We start from the raw sequence: 20,913 nt of genomic DNA, 5'->3' as shown, positions 1-20,913 counted from the left end.
ATGACCGACGGGGGACCCATCCAGGACGAGATCACGCGCGCCGAGGCGGCCCGGAGCGAGGCGCGCGGCCTCGCCGCGCGGCTCACCGCGGCGCAGGGGCACGCCGCGGAGGCGCGTCACCGTGCCGACGAGCAGGCGTCCCGCTTCGCCGACGAGGAGCGCGACGTCGCGCAGCTCGAGTCGATGTCCTGGGTGCGGATCTGGGCGACGTTGCGCGGTGGTCGCGCCACGGACCTCGAGCGGGAGGCCGCCGAGCGCGACGCGGCACGGTACGCCGCCGCGGAGGCCGCACACCGGGCGACCATGGCCGAGGGCGACGTCCGCGCGATCGAGGCGCAGCTGAACGCCCTGGGTGATGTCGACGGTGACCTCGCCCGCGCGCTGGACGCCAAGGAGGCCTGGCTGCGCGAGCACCCGGGTGCAGCGAGCACCCGGCTCGTCGAGATCGCGACGCGTCGGGGTGAGCTCGCCGCCGAGGACAAGGAGAACCGCGAGGCGCACGCCGCCGGTGTCGCCGCGCACGACGCGCTGGCCGCCGCGCTGGACGTGCTCGCCAGCGCCGCGTCGTGGTCGACCTGGGACACGTTCGGTGGCGGCGGGCTGCTGACCGACATGATGAAGTACAACCGGCTCGAGCAGGCGCAGCAGCTGGTCCGCGCCGCCAACGACGCGATGGCGCACTTCGCGACGGAGCTCGCGGACGTCGGTGTCGAGGGCGTCCGGGGTGTCGAGATCGACGGGCTGGTCCGCACGTTCGACATCTGGTTCGACAACATCTTCAGCGACATGAGCGTGCGCTCGCGGATCCACGAGGCGCGCGACCGCTTGCACGAGGCGATGTCCGCCGTACGCCGCATCGGCACCGATCTCGCGGCGGCCAAGCGCCGCATCGACGACGAGGTGACCTCGCTGGACGCCGAGCGGGAGGCCCTCGTCCGGGCCGCCTAGGGTTGACCGGTGACCGACCTGTCGCTGGAGCTGCTCGCGCTTCTCGCGCTGGCCGGTCTCGCCGCCGGCTTCGTCGACGCCGTCGTCGGCGGCGGCGGTCTCGTGCAGCTCCCCGCGCTCGTCCTCGCGATGCCCGGCGTCGCTCCCGTGCACGTGCTGGCGACCAACAAGCTCGCGTCGCTGTGCGGCACGACGGTCAGCTCGGTCACCTACTACCGCCGGGTGCGGCCGGACCCGCGCACGTTCGTGCCGCTCATGGTCTTCGCGTTCCTCGGCTCGATGGCCGGCGCCCTCGCCGCGTCCCACATCCCGGCGGACGCGCTCGAGCCGATCGTGCTCGTCGTGCTGGTCGTCGTCGGCGCCTACGTGCTGTTCAAGCCCGACCTCGGCGAGCTCACCGAGCTGCGCTTCGCCGGCCACCACCACACCCTGGCGGCGGTGACGGCCGGCGCCGTGATCGGCTTCTACGACGGCGCGCTCGGGCCCGGCACCGGGTCCTTCTTCGTGTTCACGCTCGTGGGGCTGCTCGGCTACTCGTTCCTGGAGGCCTCGGCCAAGGCGCGCCTGGCCAACTGGGCGACGAACCTCGCCGCGCTCGTCATCTTCGTGCCGCAGGGCGCGGTGCTCTGGAAGGTCGGCATCGTGATGGGCGTCGCCAACCTGTGCGGCGGGTACGTCGGTGCGCGGACCGCCGTGCGGCGGGGATCGCGCTTCGTCCGCGTGTTCTTCGTGCTCGTCGTCGGCGCCTTCATCGTGACGCTCGGCTGGCGGGTGCTCGGTGGCTGACCCGGCCGGCTACCTCACGGTCGCCCGCGCGGCGACGGCGGAGATCGAGGTGAAGCGGTCCCGCTTCCTCGGCCGCGTCGTACCGGTCGGGACCGAGGCCGACGCGCGCGCTGTCGTCGAGGCGGCCCGCAAGGAGCACTGGGACGCCCGGCACCACTGCTCGGCCTTCGTGCTCGGACCCGAGGGCGCCGTGCAGCGGTCGAGCGACGACGGTGAGCCGTCGGGCACCGCGGGCGCACCGATGCTGGAGGTGCTCCGCGGGCGCGACCTCACTGACCTGGTCGTCGTGGTGACGCGGTGGTTCGGCGGCACGCTGCTGGGCGCGGGCGGGCTCGTCCGCGCCTACTCGGACGCGACGCGAGCCGCCCTGGACGTCGCCGGCACCCGTCGCCGCGTCCTGCTGTCCTGCTTCGACCTCGTCGCCGACCACGCTCACGCCGCCCGCTGGGAGGCCGACCTGCGCGGCCGCGGCGTCACGGTGCTGGACGTCGAGCACGCCGAGCGCGTCACGCTGCACCTCGCCGTACCGGCAGGGGAGGTGGTGTCCTTCGAGGCCCAGGTCGCCGCGCTGACGTCCGGCTCGGCCGTCGCGCGGCCGGCGGGGGAGACCTGGGCCGACGGGTAGCCTCGCCCCATGAGTGTCGAGGTCGACCTGGCCGAGCTGGCCGACAAGGCCGCGGAGCACCGGTTCGCCTACCTGGTCACGGTCGGCGACGGCCAGCGCGCCAAGCCCGTGGCCGTGCGGCCGCAGGTCGACGGCGTCACGGTCACGCTGCCGTCGCTCGGCGACGGCACCCGCGCGAACCTCGCCGCACGTTCCGACGTCGTGCTGGTCTTCCCGCCCCCGGAGGCGGGCGGCTTCTCGCTGCTCGTCGACGCCCGGGCCGAGGTCGACGGCGACGGCGCGCGCCTCACCGCCACCCACGCCGTGCTGCACCGGCCGGCCGACCGGTGACGCCGGCCGCTCCCGCGGTGCGCTGGGTCACCGGGTTCCTCGACACCGCCCGCGAGTCGGCCGAGGCCGCCGAGACGTTCTGGTCGCGGGTCACCGGCTACCGCCTGTCGGCGAGCCGGGGCGACCGCGACGAGTTCGCGACCCTGCTGCCGCCGAGCGGCGACCCGCACCTGAGGGTGCAGCGGGTCGTGCAGACCCCGCCCGGCGCGCTGCACGTCGACCTGCACACCGACGACGTCCGCGGGCTGGCCGAGCGGGCCGAGGAGCTCGGGGCCAGCGCGAGCTACCTCGACCTCGGGTACGTCGTGTGCGGGTCGCCCGGGGGCATGACGTTCTGCGTGGTCGGGCACCCGGGCGCGGTCCGCGCCGAGCCGGCCACCTGGCCGGGCGGGCGCAGCATGGTCGACCAGGTCTGCCTGGACGTCCCGCCGTCGCGCTGGGACGCGGAGTGCGCGTTCTGGGCGGACCTGACCGGCTGGACGGTCACCGACCACCCCAGGTACGCCGAGTTCCGCCGGATGGCGGTGCCCGACGAGGTCGTGCTCGGCCTGCTGCTCCAGCGCCTCGACGACGAGCAGCCCGTCGTGACCGGTCACCTCGACCTCGCCTCCGACGACCGGACCGCCGAGGCTGCCCGGCACGTCGCGCTCGGCGCGCGGGAGCTCGGCCGGCACGACAGCTGGATCGCGCTGGAGGACCCGGCCGGGCGCTCGTACTGCATCACGGGCCGGACGCCGCGATGAGCGCCTTCGCGCCGGGCTGGGACGCGTTTCCCCAGGCCCTGCTGGACTTCTGGACCGAGCGGCACCTGCTCACCCTGAGCACGACCCGGCCCGACGGACGCCCGCACCTGGTCCCCGTCGGGGTCGCGCTCGACCTCGACGAGCGCTGCGCGTGGGTGATCACCTCGCGCGACTCGCGCAAGGCCCGCAACCTGCGCGAGGGTGACGGCCGGGTGGCCGCCTGCCAGGTGGACGGCCGTCGCTGGTCGACGATCGAGGGGTCCGCGGTCGTGCTCGACGACCCGGCGTCGGTCGCGCGGGCGGAGGAGCGGTACGCCGTGCGCTACAAGCAGCCGCGGCCCAACCCGCAGCGGGTCGCGCTGCGCATCACGGTCGACCGGTTCCTGCACTCGTCGACGCTGTGAACGCGGCGCGCAGCCGGTCGAGCGCAGCCCGGACGACGGCCTCGTCGATCTTGAGCACCTCGCGGTCGTAGGTGAGCAGGCCGTTGACCTCGTCCTCGACGTCGCAGAGCTGGGTGTAGACGGTCGCCGACAGCCCCGCACCGACCGTGGGGACGAGCTCGTCGTCGTGCAGCCGCTCGAAGGCCGCGGCCAGGGCCGTGACGGTGTCGAAGTGCCGGTAGCCCATGTGCTCCGGCCCCCAGGTGTGGTCGGGCACGGTGAGGTCGTAGCCGCCGTACTCGGTGAGCGCCAGCACCCGCCGCTCCTCCGGCGCCCGGCGCGGGGCGCGGAACCGTCGCTGGTAGACGTGCAGGCTCCACACGTCGCCCGCGCCCTGGTCGTGCCAGCCGCTCGCGTGGTCGACCACCCGGGTCGGGTCGAGCGCGGCGACCTCGGCGGCGACCGCGGCGGCGTCGAACTGGCCCCAGCCCTCGTTGAACGGCACCCAGCACACGACCGATGGCGTGTTGCGCAGCAGCTCGACGGTCGCCCGCGCCTCGCGCCGGAACTCGTCGCGGCCGTGGCTGTCCGTGCGACCGAACACCGCGTAGCGGTCGTCGCGGAGCCGCCGGCCGGCGCTCGGGAGCCGGCCCGGCCAGGTCACCGCGGCCGTGCGGTAGCGGCCGCCGCCGTTGACCATGTCCTGCCAGACGAGCATGCCGAGCCGGTCGCAGTGGTGGTACCAGCGCAGCGGCTCCACCTTGATGTGCTTGCGGAGCATGGTGAAGCCGAGCCGCTTCATCGTGCTGATGTCGTGCACCATCGCCTCGTCGGACGGCGGCGTGAGCAGCCCGTCCGGCCAGTAGCCCTGGTCGAGCACCCCCGCGTGCAGGAACGGCTCGCCGTTGAGCAGCAGCCGCGGCGTGCCGCTCTCGTCGGTGCCGACCGCGACCGACCGCATCCCGACGTACGACCGGACACGGTCGGCGCCGAGGGTGACCTCGACGCCGTACAGGTGCGGGTCGTCCGGCGTCCACGGTCGTACGGCGGACAGCCGGACCGTCGTGGGCACGCCCGCGGGCGCGGCCGCGCCGCCGACCAGCCTGCCGCCGTCGGTGACCCGCACCGTCGCCAGGTCGCGCGACGGCGCACCGGCCGCGACGACCGTGACCTCGACGGTGCCGTCGTCGAGCCGGGGCACGAGGTGGAGCTCCGCGACGTACCGCGCCGGGACCGCCTCGAGCCAGACGGTCTGCCAGATGCCGGACTGGGCGGTGTACCAGATGCCGCCGCGCACCAGCCGCTGCTTGCCGCTGCTCGGGCCGCGGTTGTTGGACAGGTCGCGGACCCGGACGACGAGCTCGCGCGGCCCCGGGGAGACCGCGTCCGTGAGGTCCACCGTGAACGGCAGGTAGCCGCCGTGGTGGTCACCCACCTCCTGCCCGTCGACGTACACGGTCGCGGTCTGGTCGACGGCACCGAAGTGCAGCAGCAGCCGGCCGCCGGGCGGGACGAAGCCGGTCGGGACGTCGAGGGTGCGGCGGTACCAGAGCAGCTCGTCGGGCTGCACCTGCCGGCCGACGCCCGACAGCGGCGCCTCGGGGGAGAACGGAACCAGGATGCGACCGTCCCAGGCGCCGTCGGCCGGCGGCTCGGACACGTCGGCCGGCGTGACGGCGTGCTCCCACCAGCCGTTGAGGGAGCGCCACGTGCCGCGGACCAGCTGCGGACGCGGGTGCTCGGGCAGCACGCGCTCGGCGTCCAGGTCGCGGCCCCAGCGCGTCAGCATGGTCACGGGCGCGACGATAACCAGTCGCTCCCCGTCCCCGGGCGTCGCTAGGGTCGCGAACGATGCTGATCCGTGACGCGAACGACGACGACTGGGACGCGATCTGGCCGTTCTTCCGCGACGTCGTGCAGGCCCAGGAGACCTACACCTACGACCCTGCGACGTCGTACGACGCCGGTCGCGCGCTCTGGATGGAGACGCCGCCGTCGCGCACCGCGGTCGCGGTCGACGACGACGGCACCGTGCTCGGCTCGTCGAAGATGGGCCCCAACAAGCCCGGTCCCGGTGCCCACATCGGCACCGCGTCGTTCATGGTGTCGCCGGCCGCACGGGGTAGGGGCGTCGGCCGGGCGCTGGCCGAGGACATGGTGCGGTGGCACCGCGAGCAGGGTTTCCACGGCATCCAGTTCAACGCCGTCGTCGAGACCAACACCTCCGCCGTGCGGCTGTGGCAGGCGCTCGGCTTCACGATCGTCGGCACCGTGCCCGAGGCCTTCCGCAGCCCCGTGGACGGCCTCGTCGGCCTGCACGTGATGTACCTGCCGCTCACGACCCCCGGAGGACCCGCATGACCGCACCGACCGACCGCGTCGAGCCGCCGAGCACGGCCGACGAGCGCACCCAGCTGATGGCCTACCTCGACTACCACCGCGCGACGCTGCTGTGGAAGACCGAGGGGCTGTCGGGCGAGCAGCTCGCGCGGACCCTCGCTCCCTCGACGATGACGCTCGGCGGGATGCTCAAGCACCTGGCGCTGGTCGAGGACAACTGGTTCTCGGTGTTCCTCCTCGGCAACGACGAGGACGCCCCCTGGCGGGGGGTGGACTGGGAGGCCGACGCCGACTGGGACTGGCACAGCGCGGTCGACGACACGCCCGAGCAGCTGCGCGACCTCCTCACCGGCACGATCGAGCGCGTGCGAGGCCTGGTGGCCGACGTACCACTGGAGCAGGAGTCGGTCCGGAAGCGACGCTTCAACGACCAGCACGCCAACCTGCGCTGGATCCTGCTGCACATGATCGAGGAGTACGCCCGGCACAACGGGCACGCCGACCTGCTGCGCGAGGCGATCGACGGCGAGGTCGGGGAGTGACGACCCGTCTCGTCCGAGTGGTGCCGTCGGGCGGAATCGAACCACCCGCATCGCCCATGCTCGGCTGCCGCGGTACGTGACCGCCGCCTGCAGGCGCATCCAGGGCCGGCATGAGACATAACCGGAGATCGGGGTGTCGATATTCCCGTGGGCCGGTGTGACGTGCATGACGGAGCGGACCAGAGAGTCCGCTTCGGCTCACGGCGCGAGGGCGCGCGCCTTCTTCCCCAGCTTCTTGCGGGTCTTCTCGAGGTCCTTCGTCGCCTCGCGACCCTTCTTCCTGCCCTTCTTCCGGGCCTTCTTGGAGCCGCGCTTCAGCGAGGCGGCCGGGTTCGCGACCGGCCGCGGCAGCATCAGCAGGATCGCCTTGTCGACGAGGCGTCGCGCCAGCTTGAAGAGCGGGATGCCCAGCGGCAGCAGGATCACCGTCACGCACAGCACGAGCGCGACGAGCCCGAGCACGGTGCCGAGGATCCACAGCAGCGCGCCGAGGAGTCCGCGCAGCGTCCGCATCGTCCTCACCTCCCTGCGAGCCCCGTACCCCGCCGGTACGGCGCTCACTCCCCGGCAGCGGGCGGGGGCTCAGGAGGTCTCGGGGTGGTACCCGCAGGTGTCCTTGGCCTCGACCGCCGTACCCGGGTCGGCCTCCTCGCTCGGCACACCGGGCGTCGGGGTCGGTGACGCCGTCGCGGACGGCCGGCTCTCGCCGCGGTCGCGGGGCCGGTCGGGCGGCGGCTTCAGCGCCGCGCGCACCTTCTGCCGCATCCAGGCGAAGTCGGGGTCGCCCGGGAAGAACGCCTCGGAGGAGCGGAACACCACCGAGGTGACGCTGGCGTCCTTGATCTCCATCGCCAGGTCGACGAACGCCGGCAGCAGCTTGCTGGGGATGTCGGTGCGGATGATCTTCTTCCCGGCCTCGGCGAGCCCCTGGTAGCGGCGCAGCAGGTTGAGCGGCTTGGCCTCGTCGATGATCGCGTCGATCATGCAGCGCTGGCGCTCCATGCGCTGGTAGTCGTCAGAGCCGTACCGGCCGCGGGAGTACCAGAGCGCGTCCATGCCGTCGAGCCGCTGGTCCGGGCCCGGCTGCAGGTAGCGGTCGGGCAGGATGCCGAGGTCGGTGTTGCCGCCGACCGGGATCGGCGAGCTGATGTTGACGGTGACGCCGCCCATCGCGTCGACGATCTGCCGGAAACCCCGGAGGTTGACCAGCACGTAGTAGTCGACCGGGACGCCGAGGCTGCCCTGGATGGCGAGCTTGAGCGCGTCGGCGCCCTCGTTGTCGGACGTGCCGAGGATGCCGGGGTGCAGGATCGGCACCATCCGGTAGACCGCGTTGAGCATCCAGTTGCCCGCGTCGCCGTACCCGCCGAAGCCGGAGGGGTAGAGGTCGTGCAGCGGGCTGTCGGCCGGGAACTGCGCGTTCATCATGTTGCGCGGGAGGCTGAACATGATCGTGCGGCCGGTGCGGGTGTCGAGGCTCAGCAGGATCATCGTGTCGGTGCGCACGCCCTCGCGGTGCACGCCTCCGTCGCCGCCGAGGAGCAGCACGTTGACCCGGTCGCGTCCGGCCCACGGGTCCTTGACGGTGACGTTCTTGGGCGCGGTCGCGCTGGTGTTGTCCTGGAACACCGTCTGCACGAGGTCCGCCTGGACCATGGCGTAGCGCGCGCCGACGACGACCGGCGCCGCGACGGCGGCGCACAGCAGGCCGACGAACGCGGTGCCGACGAACGTGTGGATCGCGCGGCTCGGCAGCGGCCGCACCATGAAGTACGTCGTCAGCACGATCAGCGCCCAGATCACGAGCCCGGCGCCGAGCGCGACCGCCGCGACCTGCAGCCGGGTGGGGTCGAAGGCCAGGTCGAGCACCGCGCGCGGGTCACGCACGGCGTACCAGGCGGCGAGCGCGATCACCGTCAGCGCGGGTGGGAGCACCAGGAAGCCGAGGCTCTTGCGCCCGGACCAGAGGAACCCGGTGCCCGGCAGCAGCGCCGACAGCAGCGTCACGAGCAACGCCCCGCCGAGGGTCCGGGCCCGGCGACGGGATGGCCGCAGCGCGCGCTTCCCCGGGCGCTCCTTCTGCGCGGGGGGCGCGACACGGTGCATCGTGCTCGCCACGGACTACCTCGGGACTTCGTGAGGTCGACGCCCGGAGCCCTCGCCCCGTGCGGTCGGCGGCCCGCACCAGCCGGTCCGCCACCCGGAGATTATCAACGGAACGCGGGCCGCTCTCGGATCCGGGGCGGAATCGGTCGGGCGAATGGCCCGGCCGGGTGATGCCGCAGGGGGCGCCGCGACGGGATCGTGATCACATGCAGGCGGTCCGCGCGGCACACGCTTTCGACGGTGCCCGGTTCCTTCCCGGCGGTGCCACGGTGCTCCACGAGTCCGGGCGCATCGTCGGTGTCGTGACGGGTGCGGCCGACCTTCCGGACGGCGTCGAGGTGACGGAGCACGCCGGCACCGTGCTGCCCGGCCTGGTGGACGGCCACACCCACCTGGTCGCCGATGGCACGATCGGCGGGCTGGAGCGCGCCGGTGCGCTGTCCGACGCGGAGATCGACACCGTCATCGCGAGCTCCCTGCGCGCGCACGCGGTGGCCGGAGTGACGACGGTCCGGGACCTGGGTGACCGAGGTTTCCGCACTCTGGCGTCTCGGGAGCGCCCAGGCCTGCCGCGCGTCGTGGCCTCCGGGCCTCCGCTCACGATCCCGGGCGGGCACTGCCACTTCCTCGGTGGGGTCGTGGACGGCGACCTGCGTGCGGTCGTCGCGGAGCACGCCGGGCGCGGAGTCGACGTGGTCAAGGTGATGGCCTCGGGCGGCTTCGCAACGCCGGGGACGGACCAGCTGGGTACCCAGTTCACCGTTGCCGAGCTCACCGGGCTGGTCGACGCGGCGCACGACGCCGGGCTACCCGTGGTCGCGCACGCACACTCGCTCGCCGCCATGCAGAACGCGCTGGCCGCCGGCGTCGACGGGATCGAGCACTTCACGGGGCTCACCTCGCAGGGACCGCGGATCGACGACGACCTGCTGGACGAGGTGGCTCGGCAGGGTGTGTACGTGGGTCTGACGATGGGCAACGACCGCTCCTTGCACGCCCTGATGCCCGAGCCTCCGCCTGCCCTCGCGGCGCTGATGGCCAGACTCGGGGTCGGCTCGTTCGACGAGCTCTACGCCTCCCGCATGCGCGATCTCTCCCGGCTCCGCGAGCACGGGGTGGCCGTGGTCAGCGGCGTGGACTCGGGGATGGCCCCGCCCAAGCAGCACGGCAACGTCTGGCGCACGGTCGGCGAGATGGTCGAGAGCGGCTACCCGGTGGCCGAGGCCCTGGCAGCCGCCACGTCGGTGGCCGCGGAGGCCTGCGGGCTCGCGGCGGAGACCGGGCGGCTCGCCGAGGGGTACGCCGCCGACCTGCTCGTCGTCGACGGCGACCTCGCCGAGGACCCGTCGCTGCTCGGCCGGCCGCGACACGTCCTCGTGCGAGGGACCCCGGTCGACCTCGCCTAGCCGGGGCGCGGGCTGAAGCGGCGGACCTCCTGCGGCCAGCCGCAGCCCTCCGCCACCTTGCCCGCCCACCTCTTGGCCTCCTCGAGGTCGGGCACGTCGATGATCGTCAGCCCGCCCAGGAACTCCGTCGTCTCGGCGTACGGCCCCTCGGTGACCATGACCGTGCCGCTCGTCGCGTCGGCGCCGTAGACCGGTCCCCCCTCCTCCAGACCGCCGGCGTAGACGAGGACGCCGGCCTTCTCCATCTCGTGGACGACCGCCATGCTCGGCTCCACCCGCGTGCCGAACCACTCCGGGGGGTGGTCGCCGACCCACTGCTGGTTGAAGTAGATGAGGTACTCCGCCATGTCTGCTCCTCCTGCGCGCGCGGACCCGATGTCCGACTCCACCTCACTGACGAACGGCGTGCGGTGGAATCGACACGATCCTGCAGGAAATCTCAGGCGGCGTCGTCGTCATCGTTGGCGTGTGGCTCCAGGAAGCTCACCGGGATCCCACGCGATCGTGCGTGCTCGATCTCGCGACGGGTGCTTTCCCCGACGTAGTCGCCCACGTTGACGATGAGGACCTGGTCCGACATCGCGATCCTCTGGAGGTGTACCCGGGCGAGCCGTGCGCGTTCCGCTGCGTCAAGCTTCGTGGCCGGATCCAGGACGATCGGGGTCAGCACCACGTGTCCCGCCAGGGTCAGCTCGGCGTCAAGACGCTCGAACTCCTCGCGGAACCGCATGGAGCCGCAAGAGCGTGACGACGGTGCACTTATCGGGCGCGGTCCGCGGCTCCTCATCAGGCACCGGGTGAGGCTAGCAACGGGCTCAGGCGTCCGAGGGAAACGGGATCCCCGTGGCCGAGTGGCAGCGGTAGCCGTGGGGGTTCTTCACGAGGTACTGCTGGTGGTAGTCCTCGGCGTAGTAGTACGTCGGCGCCGGCTTGATCTCGGTGGTGATCGGGCCGTACCCGCGCTGCGTGAGCACGGGCTCGTAGGCGGCCCGGAGCCGCGCCGCGACCTCGGCCTGCTCGGGGGTCGTGGTGTAGATCGCCGAGCGGTACTGCGTGCCGTGGTCGTTGCCCTGGCGCATGCCCTGCGTCGGGTCGTGGATCGTGAAGAACAGCTTCACCAGGTCGGCGTACGACACCTTCGCGGGGTCGTAGACGACCCGGACGGCCTCGGTGTGGCCGGTCTGCCCGGAGCAGACCTGCTCGTACGACGGGTGCGGGGTGAGGCCGCCGGCGTAACCGACGGACGTCGACCAGACGCCCGGGACCTGCCAGAACGCCTCCTCGGCGCCCCAGAAGCAGCCCAGCCCGAACACCGCGACCTCGTGGCCCTCGGGGATCTCGCTGTCGGGGGTGACCAGCGGGGTGTGCAGCACGAGGTGCTCCTCGGCCAGCGTGAACCACTGCTCGGTGCGCCCCTTCAGCGCCTGCTCCTCGGTCGGCAGCGTGCTCTTGTGACGGTTGAACAGCACGGGCACTTCCTCCTCGATCAGTGGGGGGTTCGCTCTCCCCAACGCGCCGGACGGCTCGAACCTTCCCAGGTCTAGGCTCGCACGCATGTCCGACCAGACCAGCGCCTCCACGGGCCAGCAGCACCGGCACAAGTCCGGGTTCGAGACCCGCGCCATCCACGCGGGGTACGAGCCCGACCCGACCACCGGCGCGGTGATCCCGCCCATCTTCGCCACCTCGACCTACAAGCAGGACGGCGTCGGCGGCCTGCGCGGCGGCTACGAGTACTCCCGCTCCGCCAACCCCACCCGCACCGCCCTCGAGGGCAACATCGCGGCGCTGGAGGAGGGCGAGCGCGGGTTCGCGTTCGCGAGCGGGCTCGCCTCCGAGCACACCCTGCTCAAGGCGGTCTGCAGGCCGGGCGACCACCTGGTCGTCCCCGACGACGCGTACGGCGGCACCTACCGCCTCTTCGCCAAGGTCGAGGAGCCCTGGGGCCTGTCCCACACGTCCGCGCCGGTCTCCGACGTCGACGCGATCCGCGCCGCGATCCGTCCGGGCGAGACCAAGATCGTCTGGCTCGAGACGCCGACGAACCCGATGCTCAACATCGGTGACATCGAGGCGGTCGCCGCCGTCGCCCACGAGGGCGGCGCGCTGCTCGTCGTCGACAACACCTTCGCCTCGCCGTACCTCCAGCAGCCGCTCACCCTTGGCGCCGACGTGGTCGTGCACTCGACCACGAAGTACGTCGGCGGGCACAGCGACGTCGTCGGCGGCGCGATCGTGGTGCGCGACCTCGACCTCGCCGAGAAGATCACGTTCCACCAGAACGCCATCGGCGCCGTGTCCGGGCCGTTCGACGCGTGGCTGACGCTGCGCGGCATCCGCACGCTCGCGCTGCGGATGGACCGGCACTGCGACAACGCCGAGAAGGTCGTCGACTTCCTGACCAAGCACCCGCAAGTCACCGAGGTGATCTACCCCGGTCTGCCCGAGCACCCCGGTCACGCGGTCGCGTCCCGCCAGATGAAGCGGTACGGCGGGATGGTGTCCTTCCGGGTCGCCGGCGGGCGGCAGCAGGCGCTCGCGGTCTGCGAGAAGGCCGAGGTCTTCACGCTCGGGGAGTCCCTCGGTGGGGTCGAGTCGCTGATCGAGCACCCCGGCCTGATGACGCACGCCTCGGTGGCCGGCACCGACCTCGAGGTGCCCGACGACCTGGTTCGCCTCTCGGTCGGCATCGAGACCGCCGACGACCTGCTGGCCGACCTGGAGCAGGCGCTTGGCTGACGTCGTCGCCTGCGTGGACTTCGGGTCCACGTTCACCAAGGCGGCGCTGGTCGAGGTGCCGAGCGGCGCACTCGTCGCGACCGCCGACCACCGGACCACGATCGACACCGACGTGCTCGACGGCTGGGACGCCTGCCGGGCGGCACTGGCCGCGGCCGACCCGCGGGCGGACGACGCCGAGGTGCTGGCCTGCTCCTCGGCCGGCGGCGGGCTGCGGATCGCCGTCGTCGGCAACGAGGAGCTGGTCACCGCCGAGGCCGGACGCCGGGTCGCGCTGTCCAGCGGCGGCCGGGTCGTGCACGTCACGCACGGCGGGCTGGCCCGCGCCGACGTCACGACGCTGCGCGCCACCAAGCCCGACGTGCTGCTGCTCGTCGGCGGCACCGACGGGGGCAACGAGGAGGTTCTCGTCGGCTGCGCGACCACGCTGGCCAGGGCGCGCTGGCGCGGCCCGGTCGTGGTCGCGGGCAACGTCGACGCGCAGGCCGAGGTGGCGGCGCTGCTCACCGGGTCCGGTACGCCGCACGTCCTGGCCGACAACGTGGTGCCGCGCATCGGCGTGCTCGCGCCCGAGTCGGCGCGGGCGGCGATCCGCGAGATGTTCCTGCGGCACGTGATCGGCGGCAAGCACCTGTCCAGGCGCGACTCGGGGGAGCGCTTCACCGCGATGGTGCGCGGGGCGACGCCCGATGTCGTGCTCACCGCGGTCGAGCTGCTCGCGGACGAGCTCGGCAGCGACGTGGTGGTCGTCGACGTCGGCGGCGCCACCACCGACGTGCACTCCGTCGTGGAGGTCGACCCCGAGGACGCCGGTCTCTCCCGGCAGGTGGTGGCGACCGTGCCGGTCAGCCGGACCGTCGAGGGCGACCTCGGCATGCGCTGGAGCGCGATCAGCACCGTGGAGGAGGGTGTCGCCGCTGGGCTGCTCGACCCGGCGCTGGCCGACGCCGCCGCCGTCCGGCAGGCCGACCCGTCGTACCTCCCCGGCGACGCACTTGGCGCCGACGCCGACCTCGCCATCGCCGCCGCGGCGGTCACCGTCGCGCTGCGCCGGCACGCCGGCCGGTCGCAGGTCGTGTTCAGCCCCGAGGGGCGGGTCGTCGAGCGCAGCGGCAAGGACCTGCGCGAGGTGGACCTGCTGGTCGGGTCCGGCGGCGTTCTGCGGCACAGCGACAGCCCCGCCGATGGAGTGCTGACCCGTCACCTCGCCGCGGACCCCGGTGCGGGCTGGCAGCTCCCGGAGCACCCGCGCACGGTCGTCGACCGCGACTACGTGCTCGCGCCGGTCGGGCTGCTCGCCGCCGCGTACCCGGAGGCCGCCCGCAGCCTGGCGCGCCGTCTGCTCCGTCCGTAGGTGCCACGGCCCTCGGGCGTGTCTCCCAATTCAGATGGCCTGCTGCGCGCCGCCCGGACACGCACGCTGGCGGCGTTGCCGTCGCTCGACGGGCCGCCGGCCCGCCGTCGCTCCGGCGCCAAGCCACCACCCCAACGAATCGCTCCGCAGGCTCCGCGATTCGCCGGGGACCCCGGTGAATCGATCGCACGCGCCGGACGACGCTCGCTACGGCCAGAATTGGGAGACACGCCCTAGCCTGGCCTCATGGCGGAGGGGAACCGGATGACGGCACGGCTCAGCCGCCTGCGCGCTGCGCAGCGGGCCAAGTCCGACGAGCGGTTCGCCGAGCGCTTCGCGCACCAGTGGAGCCAGATGCGCGGTGAGCGCGTCCAGGAGGAGGAGAAGCCGCCGACCATCGACGCCGGGCCCAGCAACTTCAGCCGGGCGCAGGTGCCCTGGGCGTTCGACCTCGCCGCGGCCTGGGCGTGGCGGCTGCTCGTGATCGGGGCAGCGGGCTACATCGCCTACCGGGTCGCCGCCTACTTCTCGGTCATCTTCCTGCCGCTGGCGATCTCGCTGCTGATCACGGCGCTGGCCTCGCCGATCGTCGCCTCCGCGGGCCGGGTCGGGATCAACCGCAAGCTCGCCTCGGCCATCGTGGTCGTCGGGGGGCTCGGGGCGGTGGTCCTGCTGCTGACGTTCGTCGGCACCCAGGTCTCGGCCGGCTTCAGCGACCTCTCCGCGCAAGTGGTCTCGGGCCTGGAGGAGATCCGGCGCTGGCTGCGCACCGGGCCGCTCCAGGCCAGCGACTCGCAGGTCCAGGACTACATCAAGCAGGCCCAGTCCGCGATCACCAACTCCTCCCAGGAGCTGCTGGCCCAGGCCACCGAGGTCGGCACGGCGATCGGTCACATCGTCGCGGGCTTCTTCATCGTGCTGTTCTCCAGCTACTTCTTCCTCGCCGACGGCGCCCGCATCTGGGCGTGGGTCGTCCGGCTGTTCCCGCGGGTGGCGCGGCTCCGCGCCAACGAGTCCGGCAAGGTCGCCTGGCGCTCGCTGACCCAGTTCGTCCGCGCGACCGTGATCATCGCGCTGGCCGACGCGATCGGCATCATGACCGTCGCGTTCATCCTCAAGGTGCCGTTCGCGACGGCGATCGGCGTGCTGGTGTTCCTCGGTGCGTTCATCCCGATGGTGGGGGCCACCATCTCGGGCTCGGTGGCCGTGCTCGTCGCGCTGGTCGCGCACGGCCCCCTCGTCGCGCTGCTGATGTTCGGCGGCGTGATCCTCGTCCAGCAGATCGAGGCGCACGTCCTCCAGCCGTTCCTCACCGGGCGGTTCGTGTCGGTGCACCCGCTCGGCGTCATCGTGGCCATCGGCATGGGCGTCCTGGTCGGCGGAGTGGCCGGCGCCCTCCTCGCCGTGCCGCTCGTCGCCGCCCTGAACGCCGTCGTGCAGTACCTCGCCGACTACACCGCGGTGGGCGACGACACCGACGAGGCGGGCACGCCCGACGAGGCGTCGTCCGACGCGCCGCCGGCCGCCGGCGCCTGAGGCGCCTGCCGCCCGATCAGCGGGATCTCCTTCAGGAACAGCGCCACGACCACGGCCACGACCGTCAGCGGCACCGCCGCGATGAACGTGTCGTGGAGCGACATGCTGAACGCCTGCGTGACCAGGCCGTGCAGCGGCTCCGGGAGCGCCTTGATCGCCTCGACGTTGTTCGTGACCGAGTCGAGGTTCCCGCCCTGGCCACCGGCCCGGACGGCCGCCGGGTTGCCGGCGAGCACGTCGGTCATGTGCGTGGCGAGACGGCTGGACAGGATGGCGCCGAAGAGCGCCGTACCGAACGAGCCGCCCATCTGGCGGAAGAACGTCACCGAGCTCGTCGCGACGCCCATGTCGGAGCGGTCGACGGAGTTCTGCACGACGACGACCAGCACCTGCATGGTGAGGCCGAGGCCCATGCCCATGACGTACATCGAGATGCCGGCGAACCAGTACGGCGAGGAGTTGTCGAGCATCGACAGCATCACCAGGCCGGCGGTCACGACCAGCGCGCCGGCGATCGGGTAGCGCTTGTACTTCCCGTTGCGGCTCATCAGCCGACCGGAGGTGATCGAGGTGGTGAAGATGCCGAGCACCATCGGGACCATGGCCAGGCCGGACTCGGTCGGGCTCATCCCGTCGACGACCTGCAGGTAGACCGGGATGAAGATCATCGAGCCGAACATCGCGACGCCGATGAGGAAGCCGAAGATGTTGGACACGGTGAAGATCGAGTTGCGGAACAGCCGCATCGGGAGGATCGGCTCGGCGGCGCGCAGCTCGACGACGATGAACAGCGCGGTCAGCACCACGCCGGCGGCGAGCAGGGCGATGCCGGTGCCGGAGGCCCAGCCCAGGTCGGGGCCGGCCCACGCGGTGTAGAGCAGGAACGACGACACGGCGGAGACCACCAGGGCGGCGCCCAGGTAGTCGATCGTGTGCTCGCGACGCACGTGTGGGATCTTCAGCGCGGCCGAGGTGACGACCAGCGCCGCGATGCCCAGCGGGACGTTGATGAAGAAGATCCACTCCCAGCCGGGGCCGTCGGCGAACCAGCCACCGAGCACCGGGCCGAGCACGCTGGACACACCGAAGACGGCGGCGAAGTAGCCCTGGTAGCGGCCGCGCTCGATCGGCGGCACGACGTCGCCGATGGTGGCGAGCGCCAGCGCCATCAGGCCACCGCCGCCGAGACCCTGCACGGCGCGGAAGGCGATGAGCTGGTCGATGTTCTGCGACAGGCCGGAGAGCAGCGAGCCGAGGATGAAGGTGGTGATCGCGGCCTGGAAGAGCAGGCGGCGACCGTAGAGGTCGGAGAGCTTGCCCCACAACGGGGTCGACGACGTGGCGGTCAGCAAGTAGGCCGTGACGACCCACGACAGCTTGTCGAGGCCGCCGAGCTCGGAGGTGATGCGCGGCAGCGCCGTACCGACGATGCTCTGGTCGAGGGCGGCGAGGAACATGCCGACCATGAGGCCGCCCATGACGACGAGGATCTGCTTGTGGGACAGGTAGCCCTGGGAGTCGGGGGTCACTTGGTGTGCTCCTGGGTCTCGAGGGAGAGGGTCAGCTGGTGGAGGAGGCGGCGCATGTCCTCGCGGTCCTGGTCGTTCCAGTCCGCGAGCAGCGAGCCGATCAGCTCGCGGCGGCGGGCGCCGGCCGCCTCGATGCGGGCGGTGCCCGCGGGGGAGAGCGCGACTTGGAACGCGCGGCCGTCGTCGGGGTCGGTGGTGCGCTCAAGCAGGCCGGCGTCCTCGAGGGACTTGACGTGCCTGCTGACGGTGGAGGCGTCGAGCGAGAGCTCGGCGGCGAGGGCCGAGAGGCGCATGGGGCCGAGGTGGGCGACGGTCTTGAGCAGGATGAACGTCGGGAAGTCGACGTCGTCGCCGGCCGTGCGCTGGCGCAGCCGCTTGCCCATCCGGGCCATGGCCGCCATCAGCGCGTCCTCGACGGTGGCGGGCTCCGGAACCCGGTCGGTCACCGCGGCGGGGGTGGCCGCCTCGGCGAGGGGAGTGGAAGATTGCATGCGTCAACCATACAACTACGTGCGTGAGCCATGCAATTTTCTCCCGATGTGATCCGCGACGCGGGGGCTGGTCAGGCCGGCAGCACCAGCGGGAGCCCGAGCCGCTCGAAGTGCGACCAGCCGAACGTGGTGATCTCGGCGATCCGGGGCGCCGGTGTGGCCTCGACGCGGAGGACGTCGAGCTTGAAACCGCGGTACGCCGAGTCGCCGGGCCGGGCGAGGTAGCTCGCCGCCGCCGGCATCCGGTTGACCGCGGTCGGGACGAGCCGCCACTCGCCGTCGCGGCCGGGGCCGAACGCGCGCGCGAGCAGCGGCCGCAGCTGCTCGTGGCCGTCGATGCGCGCCGGGTTGGGCGGCATGGTGACGCGGATGTCGGTCGCGGCGATGGCGAGCGCCGCCTCCGCGTCGTACCGCTGGTGGGCGTCGATGAACCTGTCCAGCAGCTCCCTCTCCGCGGGGCTGGGGTCGCGGGCGGTCCAGTCGCCGCGGTGGGACGGCAGGTGCTCGCGCATCGTGGTGCGGGCGCGCTGGAGGGCGCTGTTGGCCGAGGCGACGGAGGTGTCGAGCATCCGGGCCGTCTCGGCGGCCGGCAGCCCGAGCACCTCGCGGGCGATCAGCGCGGCCCGCTGCCGGGGCGGCAGCGCCTGGAGGGCCGCGAGGAACGCGAGCTCGATGGTCTCCCGCGCGACTGCCGACTCCTCGGGGCCGTCGTCGAGGAGCACGTCGGGGTAGGGCTGGAGCCAGGCGATCTCGGCGTACGACCGCAGCTTCGCGGCCTGCCGTCCCTTGGCCTTGATCGCGTCGAGGCAGACGTTCGTCGCGATCTTGTAGAGCCACGCGCGGACGTTGCCACCACCCGGCTCGGCTGCCTCCTCCGCAGTCTTCTCGAAGCCGGCGGCGTGCTTCCAGGCGCGCAGGAAGGTCTCCTGGACGCAGTCCTCCGCGTCGTCGTACGACGCCAGCATCCGGTAGCAGTGCACGTGCAGCTCGTGCCGGTGGCGCGCGGCGAGCGCGTCGACGTCCACGACGACCCCTCGTGCCTCAGGCGCCGCGGTGTGCGACCTCCTGCACGGCCCACGAGTTGCCGTCGGGGTCGTCGAAGTAGATGAACGAGTTGTAGTCGCGACGCTCGGGGTCCGGCCCGGGCTTCGGCCCGCCGTCCTCGAAGTGCACGACGCCGCCGTTCTCGATCGCCCGCTCGTCGAGGAACGCCTGGGCGGCCTCGATGTCCTCGACGACGAGGTGGGTGCCCTTGATCGTGCCGGGCTCCCCGACGGGCATCCCGACCCCGAAGGTGATCGAGCAGGCGGACCCGGGCGGCGTGCACTGGATGACCCGGAACTCACCCATGTCGTGGTCGACGTCGAGGTGGAACCCGAGCTTGTCGACGTAGAACTCCTTGGAGCGGTCCGGGTCCTTGACGGGCAGCAGGACGAGCTCGAGCTTCCAGTCCATGGTGGTTCCCTTTCGTGCGGGCCTCTGGGGCCACTCTGTCAGGCGGTACGGGGATGTAACGACGCCCGCGCGGAAAACTCATCGGTGCACCGGTGAGTGGTCCCGACAGGGCGGTCTAGGGTGTGCCGCATGAGCGACCCTGCCGCCTATGACGGGCCGACGCTGGCGGACATCGAGGAGGCCCGTGAGGCGCTCCGCGGCGTGTCGATCGAGACGCCGATGGAGGAGTCCCGCTGGCTCTCCGGACTCGCCGGCGGGCCGGTGCTGCTGAAGGCCGAGAACCTCCAGCGCACGGGTTCGTTCAAGATCCGCGGCGCCTACCTGCGGATCTCCCGGCTGTCCGCGGAGGAGCGCGCGCACGGCGTGGTCGCCGCCAGTGCCGGCAACCACGCGCAGGGGGTCGCGCTCGCCGCGCAGATGCTCGGAATCAGGGCCACGGTGTTCATGCCCGAGGGCGCGCCGATCCCGAAGGAGAAGGCCACCCGCGGGTACGGCGCCGACGTGCGGTTCCACGGCCACTCCGTCGACGAGGCGCTGGTCCAGGCCAAGGCCTTCGCCGCGGAGACCGGCGCGGTGCTGATCCACCCGTTCGACCACGTCGACATCGTCACCGGCCAGGGCACGTGTGGCCTCGAGGTGCTCGAGCAGTGCCCGGACGTGCGCACGGTGGTCGTCTCGTGCGGCGGTGGCGGCCTGATCGCCGGGATGGCGACGGCGATCAAGGCGCGACGTCCCGACGTGCGCGTGGTCGGCGTGCAGGCGGAGGGCGCGGCGGCGTACCCGACCTCGCTGGCGCAGGGCCACCCCGTCGCGCTGAAGACCATGACGACGATGGCCGACGGCATCGCGGTCGGCTGCCCCGGCGACGTGCCGTTCCGGGCGATCCAGCGCTACGTCGACGAGATGGTGACGGTCAGCGAGGAGTCCCTCTCGCAGGCGCTGCTGATGCTGCTCGAGCGGGCGAAGCTCGTCGTCGAGCCGGCGGGTGCCGCCGCCGTCGCGGCGATGCTGGACCGGCCGGACGCGTTCGAGACCCCCGCCGTCGCGGTGCTCAGCGGCGGCAACGTCGACCCGCTGCTGCTGATGCGGGTGATCCGGCACGGCATGGCCGCGGCCGGCCGCTACCTCGCGTTCAAGGTCCGGATCGCCGACACCCCCGGCGGCCTCGCCCGGCTGCTCAACGAGCTCGCCGACGCCGAGGCCAACGTGCTCGACGTCGTGCACGAGCGCACCTCGATGCACCTGCACCTCGAGGAGGTCGAGGTCGCCGTGCAGGTCGAGACCCGCGGCGCCGAGCACGCCGAGCGGGTGCTCGGCCGGCTGCGCGCGTGCGGCTACCACGTGGCCGAGTAGCGCCGACCCGGCTCGAACCTCCCGCGCTGGACGGCCGACCCGGCTCGAACCTCCCGCCGGGAGGGCGCGAGTCGGCGCGTCTTGCCCTCGCGGACCCGTCGAGTCGGCGCGTCTTGCCCCTCGACGTCGAGACCGCCGATCGCCGTACGCGAGGCACTTCCCCAGGCGTGTGGACGCTTCCCCAGCGGTATGCGCCTTGTGGAGCGTCCATAACCCCGCGTTACAGCAGGCCGCGCAGCGGCCCAGA

General features: G+C 72.6%; 23 protein-coding genes. 13 read left to right on the top strand and 10 right to left on the bottom strand.

The window, feature by feature from the left end:
* Genes ETU37_RS04945 through ETU37_RS04920 form a run of 6 tightly spaced genes read left to right on the top strand, consistent with a single transcriptional unit; the run spans window position 1 to window position 3,836 of the window.
* The gene (locus ETU37_RS04945; protein WP_129985924.1) at window positions 1-948 is read left to right on the top strand and encodes a hypothetical protein; all 948 of its coding nucleotides are present in this window, start codon (window positions 1-3) and stop codon (window positions 946-948) included.
* 9 nt (window positions 949-957) lie between these two features.
* Window positions 958-1,734: a TSUP family transporter gene (locus ETU37_RS04940; RefSeq protein ID WP_129985922.1), complete on the top strand. Its 777-nt coding sequence runs from the start codon at window positions 958-960 to the stop codon at window positions 1,732-1,734.
* A complete protein-coding gene (locus ETU37_RS04935) occupies window positions 1,727-2,359 on the top strand; it encodes a YigZ family protein (RefSeq protein ID WP_129985920.1) in 633 nt (210 codons plus the stop codon). Before ETU37_RS04940 ends, ETU37_RS04935 begins: the two co-directional genes overlap by 8 nt.
* 9 nt (window positions 2,360-2,368) lie before the next feature.
* Entirely contained in the window at window positions 2,369-2,689 is a 321-nt protein-coding gene (locus ETU37_RS04930) for a pyridoxamine 5'-phosphate oxidase family protein (protein ID WP_129985918.1), read from the top strand.
* 17 nt (window positions 2,690-2,706) lie between these two features.
* Window positions 2,707-3,432: a VOC family protein gene (locus ETU37_RS04925; protein ID WP_206053738.1), complete on the top strand. Its 726-nt coding sequence runs from the start codon at window positions 2,707-2,709 to the stop codon at window positions 3,430-3,432.
* Window positions 3,429-3,836 carry a PPOX class F420-dependent oxidoreductase gene (locus tag ETU37_RS04920; RefSeq protein WP_129985914.1) on the top strand — a complete coding sequence of 136 codons (408 nt, stop codon included), beginning with the start codon at window positions 3,429-3,431 and terminating at the stop codon, window positions 3,834-3,836. The genes ETU37_RS04925 and ETU37_RS04920 overlap by 4 nt, the downstream gene beginning before the upstream one ends.
* On the opposite strand, the gene ETU37_RS04915 is transcribed toward ETU37_RS04920, so the two are convergent.
* Window positions 3,799-5,604 carry a glycoside hydrolase family 2 protein gene (locus ETU37_RS04915; protein ID WP_240755556.1) on the bottom strand — a complete coding sequence of 602 codons (1,806 nt, stop codon included), beginning with the start codon at window positions 5,602-5,604 and terminating at the stop codon, window positions 3,799-3,801. The two genes, ETU37_RS04920 and ETU37_RS04915, sit on opposite strands and share 38 nt — an antisense overlap.
* A 62-nt stretch (window positions 5,605-5,666) precedes the next feature.
* Here ETU37_RS04915 and ETU37_RS04910 point away from each other — a divergent pair, with 62 nt between their 5' ends.
* Complete coding sequence (locus ETU37_RS04910; protein WP_129985910.1) at window positions 5,667-6,176, top strand: GNAT family N-acetyltransferase; 510 nt, start codon at window positions 5,667-5,669, stop codon at window positions 6,174-6,176.
* On the top strand, window positions 6,173-6,697 hold the full coding sequence (locus ETU37_RS04905; protein ID WP_129985908.1) for a DinB family protein: 525 nt from the start codon (window positions 6,173-6,175) through the stop codon (window positions 6,695-6,697). The genes ETU37_RS04910 and ETU37_RS04905 overlap by 4 nt, the downstream gene beginning before the upstream one ends.
* A 198-nt stretch (window positions 6,698-6,895) precedes the next feature.
* Here the strand turns inward: ETU37_RS04905 and ETU37_RS04900 are convergent, their stop codons facing one another.
* Together ETU37_RS04900 and ETU37_RS04895 are read right to left on the bottom strand one after the other, a co-directional pair.
* On the bottom strand, window positions 6,896-7,210 hold the full coding sequence (locus ETU37_RS04900) for a YccF domain-containing protein (protein ID WP_129985906.1): 315 nt from the start codon (window positions 7,208-7,210) through the stop codon (window positions 6,896-6,898).
* Between the two features lie 69 nt (window positions 7,211-7,279).
* On the bottom strand, window positions 7,280-8,704 hold the full coding sequence (locus ETU37_RS04895) for an LCP family protein (RefSeq protein WP_165372406.1): 1,425 nt from the start codon (window positions 8,702-8,704) through the stop codon (window positions 7,280-7,282).
* A 305-nt stretch (window positions 8,705-9,009) separates the two neighbouring features.
* On the opposite strand from ETU37_RS04895, the gene ETU37_RS04890 reads away from it, so the two are divergent.
* A complete protein-coding gene (locus tag ETU37_RS04890; RefSeq protein WP_165372405.1) occupies window positions 9,010-10,209 on the top strand; it encodes an amidohydrolase family protein in 1,200 nt (399 codons plus the stop codon).
* On the opposite strand, the gene ETU37_RS04885 is transcribed toward ETU37_RS04890, so the two are convergent.
* The 3 genes from ETU37_RS04885 to msrA all read right to left on the bottom strand — a co-directional run bounded on the left by ETU37_RS04885 (window position 10,206) and on the right by msrA (window position 11,678).
* Window positions 10,206-10,556, bottom strand: coding sequence for a YciI family protein (locus tag ETU37_RS04885; RefSeq protein WP_129985900.1), 351 nt, complete (start codon window positions 10,554-10,556; stop codon window positions 10,206-10,208). The two genes, ETU37_RS04890 and ETU37_RS04885, sit on opposite strands and share 4 nt — an antisense overlap.
* Before the next feature lie 92 nt (window positions 10,557-10,648).
* A complete protein-coding gene (locus ETU37_RS04880; protein WP_129985898.1) occupies window positions 10,649-10,939 on the bottom strand; it encodes a hypothetical protein in 291 nt (96 codons plus the stop codon).
* A gap of 85 nt (window positions 10,940-11,024) precedes the next feature.
* Window positions 11,025-11,678, bottom strand: a complete 654-nt coding sequence (gene msrA, locus ETU37_RS04875; RefSeq protein WP_129985896.1) for a peptide-methionine (S)-S-oxide reductase MsrA — start codon at window positions 11,676-11,678, stop codon at window positions 11,025-11,027.
* Between the two features lie 85 nt (window positions 11,679-11,763).
* On the opposite strand from msrA, the gene ETU37_RS04870 reads away from it, so the two are divergent.
* From ETU37_RS04870 to ETU37_RS04860, 3 genes are all read left to right on the top strand, one after another.
* Entirely contained in the window at window positions 11,764-12,948 is a 1,185-nt protein-coding gene (locus ETU37_RS04870) for a cystathionine gamma-synthase (RefSeq protein ID WP_129985894.1), read from the top strand.
* On the top strand, window positions 12,941-14,302 hold the full coding sequence (locus tag ETU37_RS04865) for a glutamate mutase L (RefSeq protein WP_240755549.1): 1,362 nt from the start codon (window positions 12,941-12,943) through the stop codon (window positions 14,300-14,302). Before ETU37_RS04870 ends, ETU37_RS04865 begins: the two co-directional genes overlap by 8 nt.
* A gap of 246 nt (window positions 14,303-14,548) precedes the next feature.
* Entirely contained in the window at window positions 14,549-15,838 is a 1,290-nt protein-coding gene (locus ETU37_RS04860) for an AI-2E family transporter (RefSeq protein WP_129985892.1), read from the top strand.
* Here ETU37_RS04860 and ETU37_RS04855 read toward each other — a convergent pair.
* From ETU37_RS04855 to ETU37_RS04840, 4 genes are all read right to left on the bottom strand, one after another.
* The gene (locus ETU37_RS04855) at window positions 15,754-17,367 is read right to left on the bottom strand and encodes an MDR family MFS transporter (protein WP_240755548.1); all 1,614 of its coding nucleotides are present in this window, start codon (window positions 17,365-17,367) and stop codon (window positions 15,754-15,756) included. The genes ETU37_RS04860 and ETU37_RS04855 overlap by 85 nt on opposite strands.
* On the bottom strand, window positions 17,364-17,858 hold the full coding sequence (locus ETU37_RS04850; RefSeq protein WP_129985890.1) for a MarR family winged helix-turn-helix transcriptional regulator: 495 nt from the start codon (window positions 17,856-17,858) through the stop codon (window positions 17,364-17,366). Before ETU37_RS04850 ends, ETU37_RS04855 begins: the two co-directional genes overlap by 4 nt.
* A 71-nt stretch (window positions 17,859-17,929) precedes the next feature.
* Window positions 17,930-18,883, bottom strand: a complete 954-nt coding sequence (locus tag ETU37_RS04845; protein ID WP_129985888.1) for an RNA polymerase subunit sigma-70 — start codon at window positions 18,881-18,883, stop codon at window positions 17,930-17,932.
* Between the two features lie 16 nt (window positions 18,884-18,899).
* Window positions 18,900-19,313 (bottom strand): VOC family protein, encoded by a 414-nt coding sequence (locus ETU37_RS04840; RefSeq protein WP_129985886.1) that lies wholly within the window; start codon window positions 19,311-19,313, stop codon window positions 18,900-18,902.
* Between the two features lie 129 nt (window positions 19,314-19,442).
* Between ETU37_RS04840 and ilvA the strand changes: the two genes are divergently transcribed.
* On the top strand, window positions 19,443-20,666 hold the full coding sequence (gene ilvA / locus ETU37_RS04835) for a threonine ammonia-lyase (RefSeq protein ID WP_129985884.1): 1,224 nt from the start codon (window positions 19,443-19,445) through the stop codon (window positions 20,664-20,666).
* The last annotated feature ends 247 nt before the right edge of the window (window positions 20,667-20,913 follow it).

The sequence above is a fragment of the Nocardioides iriomotensis genome, from assembly GCF_004168035.1.
In the GTDB taxonomy this organism is placed as follows: domain Bacteria; phylum Actinomycetota; class Actinomycetes; order Propionibacteriales; family Nocardioidaceae; genus Nocardioides_B; species Nocardioides_B iriomotensis.
The sequence above is the reverse complement of the archived record's forward strand: the minus strand, read 5'-3'. Positions and strand labels throughout refer to the sequence as shown.